At 63.6% G+C, this 3613-nt stretch carries 4 protein-coding genes; 2 read left to right on the forward strand and 2 right to left on the reverse strand.

Translation table 11 applies throughout. From position 1 onward, the window contains the following. Together RKP46_RS13390 and RKP46_RS13395 are read left to right on the forward strand one after the other, a co-directional pair. Positions 1-818, forward strand: an 818-nt coding sequence (locus RKP46_RS13390) for a glycosyltransferase (RefSeq protein ID WP_311107097.1), incomplete at its 5' end; no start/stop codon positions are given. A 33-nt stretch (positions 819-851) separates the two neighbouring features. Beyond that, positions 852-2102, forward strand: coding sequence for a DUF1015 family protein (locus RKP46_RS13395; RefSeq protein ID WP_311107100.1), 1251 nt, complete (start codon positions 852-854; stop codon positions 2100-2102). A 108-nt stretch (positions 2103-2210) separates the two neighbouring features. Here RKP46_RS13395 and selD read toward each other — a convergent pair whose 3' ends face one another. Beyond that, positions 2211-3323: a selenide, water dikinase SelD gene (gene selD, locus RKP46_RS13400; protein ID WP_311107098.1), complete on the reverse strand. Its 1113-nt coding sequence runs from the start codon at positions 3321-3323 to the stop codon at positions 2211-2213. A 77-nt stretch (positions 3324-3400) separates the two neighbouring features. Then, a partial coding sequence (locus tag RKP46_RS13405; RefSeq protein WP_311107099.1) for a heavy-metal-associated domain-containing protein occupies positions 3401-3613 on the reverse strand: 213 nt, incomplete at its 5' end.

Below are 3613 nucleotides of genomic sequence, written 5' to 3' on the forward strand. Positions count from 1 at the left end.
TGCACGCCAAGCGGGTCAATGCGGTCAGTCCGACCTATGCGCAGGAGATCTGCCTGCCCGAGTTTGGCTGGGGACTTGATGGCCTGCTGCGCGATCGCGGAAGCGATCTGTCGGGCATCCTGAACGGAGTGGATTACCTGGTGTGGAATCCGCAAACGGACCCGGCCCTGGCGAAGAACTACGACCACGACGATCTGCGCGGCAAGGAAGCGTGCAAAGCGAAGTTGCAGTCCGAACTGGGCTTCGCCCGTCGCGCCAAGGCGCCGCTGTTTGCCGTGGTCAGCCGACTGACCGCGCAGAAGGGAATGGATCTCATTCTTGGTGCCTTGCCGGCCATTCTGGCTGAAGGCGGGCAACTCGTCGTCATCGGCAGCGGCGAGGTCGAGATCGAGGCGGCCTACCGGGCCGCCGCCGCGGAGTATCCGGGGAACGTCTCGGTCCACCTGGGTTATGACGACGCGTTCTCACATCGTATCATCGCCGGAGCCGATGTCCTGCTGGTTCCCTCCCGTTTCGAACCGTGTGGCTTGACCCAGCTCTACGCCTTGCGCTACGGTACGCTGCCGCTCGTACGGCGAGTTGGCGGATTGGCCGATACGGTGATCGACGCGACGGCCGAGAGCCTGCAGGCGGGAACGGCGAACGGATTCGTTTTTGTCGACGCGAACAGCCGTGCCTTGGCGGCACGCATTGCTGACGTCTGCGCCCTGTATCGGGAGGGTACGGCCTGGCGCCAAGTGCAAAAGCGCGGCATGCTGCAGGACTACTCGTGGGCCGACTCGGCCGTGCGCTACGAGGCCTTGTACCGAAGTATCTGACCTCGACCTAACCAGCAGGAGATAGGCTTGTCTTTGGATTTGCCCCTGATTCGACCCTTCGCCGGCCTCCGGCCACGCAACTCGGACGCAGCCGCCGTCGCGGCGCCCCCCTACGATGTTCTTTCCAGCGACGAGGCGCGCCAGGCAAGCATCGGTAAGCCACTGTCTTTCCTGCATGTATCGAAAGCCGAGATCGATCTGCCGCGCTCGGTCGATCACTACGCGCCCGAGGTATACGCCAAATCCGCCGAGAACTTCCAGCGCTTGATCCGCCTTGGCGTTCTGCAGCGCGACCAGCGCCCGAGCTACTATGCCTATCGCATGATCGTCGACGGGCACGTACAGACCGGTCTGGTGGCTGCCGCATCGGTTGCTGCCTACGAGAGCAACCGCATCCGCAAGCACGAGTATACCCGCCCCGACAAGGAAGACGACCGCGTTCGTCAGATCGAAGCACTCAACGCGCAAACCGGGCCGGTTCTCCTCGCCCATCGGGACGATGAGCAGGCGGAAGCCCTGCTCGCGCAGGCGACGGCCGGCCTGCCGGATACCGATGTGCTGACCGACGCCGATGTCCGGCACCAGCTTTGGCGCATTGACGACGAGCACACGATTGCGCAATTGAGCGAAGTATTCAACCGGATGCCGACGCTCTACATTGCTGACGGCCACCACCGCTCAGCCGCTGCAGCGCGCGTCGCAGCCGCGCGACGCGCACGCGCGATGGCGGCAGCAGGAACGGGGGGCAGCGCCGAGTTCTTCCTCTCGGTGATCTTTCCTGCGCGTCAGATGCGAATCCTGGATTACAACCGCGTTGTGCGCGACCTCAACGGCCACAGCGAGGCGGAATTCCTGGCGGCTGTGGCGCGCTGCTCCAGCATCCACCCGTGCACCGCCCGCTGCCGGCCCGATCGGCCGACCGTCTGTGGCATGTACCTCAATGGGCGCTGGTATCGCCTGGAGTTCCCGTCAGCGTGGCTGTTTTCAGCCGACCCGGTTCATTCTCTCGATGTCTCACTGCTCGCCGAACACATTCTTGGCCCGCTGCTTGGAATTGGCGATCTGCGCCGGGACACGCGCATCGACTTCGTCGGCGGGGGGCGTGGCCTGGCCGAACTGGAGCGGCGGGTTGACAGCGCCGAGATGGCCGTTGCTTTCGCCATGTGCCCAACGCCGATGGCGGCATTGATGAGTGTTGCCGACGCCGGACAGGTGATGCCGCCGAAGTCGACATGGTTCGACCCCAAGCTGGCCGATGGCCTGGTCTCACACGTTCTGGATTGAAGCTTTAGACCAGCTTCGCTTCGCCGGCGAGGTCCGCTCCATCCGGCCTCACCCGTCGGGCAGGCGGGTCGACGGTGACTGACACGACCCGCTGCGTGGCGGCAGCGGTCAATCGGTCTTGCTCTTGACGACTGCGATATGGGGTTTTCCGTCGGCGACCTCGCCGATCACCACGGCATGGTCGAACCCTTCCTGTAGAAAGACCGCCAGCACCTCGGTAACGACCTCCGGCGCGCAGGCGAGCAGCAGGCCACCACTGGTCTGCGGATCGGTCAGCAGAGCGCGTTCGGTGTCGCTGAAGTTCTTCTTCGGGAGCTCGACATGGTCGCTGCACCCTGCCCAATTACGCCCGGAGGCGCCGGTCAGGCAACCCGCATCAGCGTATTCGAGCACATTCGGGAGAAAGTGCAGCGCGCTGTAATCGATTACCGCGGCAACGTTGGACGCCTTGCAGATCTCGCTCAGGTGGCCGAGCAGGCCGAAGCCGGTGACATCGGTCATTGCGTGCACCCCAGCCAGGCAGGCCAGCGCGCGTCCCGGCGTGTTGATCTGGCTGGCTGAACTGATCATCGCCGAGTAGCCGGCCGGGGTCAACAGACCTTTCTTCAGGGCTGCGCTATAGACGCCTATCCCCAGCCGCTTGCCGAGGATCAGCTTGTCGCCAGGGCGCGCGCCCGCGTTGCGTTTGATGTTGTCCGGGTGAACCAGCCCGATGGCGACGAGACCGTAGATCGGCTCGACTGAATCGATGGTATGTCCGCCGGCAATCGGAATGCGCGCTTGCGCGCAGATCGATTCGCCGCCGTCGAGGATGCGTCTGATCGTTTCGAGCGGTAGTGTGTTCACTGGCATGCCAACGATGGCCAGCGCGAGGATTGGCAGCCCTCCCATGGCATAGACATCAGACAGGGCGTTGGCGGCGGCGATGCAACCGAAGTCGAAGGGATCGTCGACGATCGGCATGAAGAAATCGGTTGTCGCAACCAGCGCCTGCTCGGCGTTGATCTGATAGACCGCGGCATCATCGCTGGTTTCGAGGCCGACCAGGAGCTGCTTGGGAATGATCGCCGGCGAGTTCTTTTTCAGGATCTGTTCGAGTACCGCTGGCGCGATCTTGCATCCACAACCACCGCCGTGTGAAAACTCGGTCAACCTGAGCGGCGTCGTTGCTGCGTCGGGCGTTGCGGGAAGCTCGTTGGTTTTTGGCTTTTTTCTCGGCATGGTCTTATCGGTCGGCACAGCCGTCGCAATCTCGGCGTAGGGGAGGTGAGGGGGTAGCGGGCAGGGGCGGAAGAGGCTCAGCCGGTCTCGAATCCGGCGTCGTCGATGACTTCGGCAAGCCGCTCGAGGCTGACGACTTGCGGGTCGTAAAGCACGCGCGCGCTTCCTTCCGCCAGCGAGACTTCGACCTGGTCGACGCCAGCAAGACCGGTCAGGATCTGCGTGACGTTCCTGACACAGCCCTGGCAACTCATTCCGCGCACGGTAAGGACAGCTTCTTCCATTGCATC

Source organism: Accumulibacter sp., assembly GCF_031732815.1.
Lineage (GTDB): Bacteria > Pseudomonadota > Gammaproteobacteria > Burkholderiales > Rhodocyclaceae > Accumulibacter.